Source organism: Fulvivirga lutimaris (genome assembly GCF_009711525.1).
Taxonomy (GTDB): Bacteria; Bacteroidota; Bacteroidia; order Cytophagales; family Cyclobacteriaceae; genus Fulvivirga; species Fulvivirga lutimaris.
The window spans coordinates 1-604 of the sequence record NZ_SMLV01000041.1 but is presented as its reverse complement, the minus strand read 5'-3'; the positions used below and the strand labels follow the sequence as shown (position 1 = coordinate 604).

At 41.2% G+C, this 604-nt stretch carries 2 protein-coding genes; both read left to right on the top strand.

From position 1 onward, the window contains the following. A partial coding sequence (locus E1140_RS00095; RefSeq protein ID WP_221412585.1) for a hypothetical protein occupies positions 1-423 on the top strand: 423 nt, incomplete at its 5' end. Next, on the top strand, positions 416-604 hold a 189-nt coding region (locus E1140_RS00090), incomplete at its 3' end, for a transcriptional regulator (RefSeq protein WP_185153310.1). The genes E1140_RS00095 and E1140_RS00090, both read left to right, overlap by 8 nt.

Sequence of the window (604 nt, the reverse complement as noted above, 5' to 3'; positions counted from 1 at the left end):
GAGTTTACCGATTTCTCATCACCGCATATGATATGGCTAATTGGTATTCCCGGATGGATTGTCACTATGCTTTACAGTTTTAAAAATCACAGAAACAGCGAGAAAAGAACCCCGACCTATGGAGGCAGACTCATCCTGTGGACTTGGATAGGGTTTGCCATCAGCATTGTTATTATCATTGGAGGTGGTATGCATTTTAACTATCAGGTTGCTGCTTTAATAATGCTTTTTGCCGGTTTCGCTACATTCATAACCGGATTGATCCTCAAGTTTAGGCCCTTAATTATTGGAGGTTCTACCTTCTGGATATTAACACCTGTGGCACTGTGGATAGGTATTCAATACTCTCCTATCATCATGGCAGTAGGTTTAATCACTGGATATTTGATTCCCGGATATTTATTAAAAAACGCTGATGAATAAGCAGTTTAGCGACCTTGACCCTCTGCTACATTCGCAACTCAGACTTGCGGTAATGTCTCTACTGATGAGCGTTGAGTCAGCTGACTTTGTGTACATGAAAGAAAAGACAAACGCCACTGCTGGTAACCTGAGTGTGCAAATAGATAAACTGAGCAATGCAGATTATATCGAGGTCACCAAA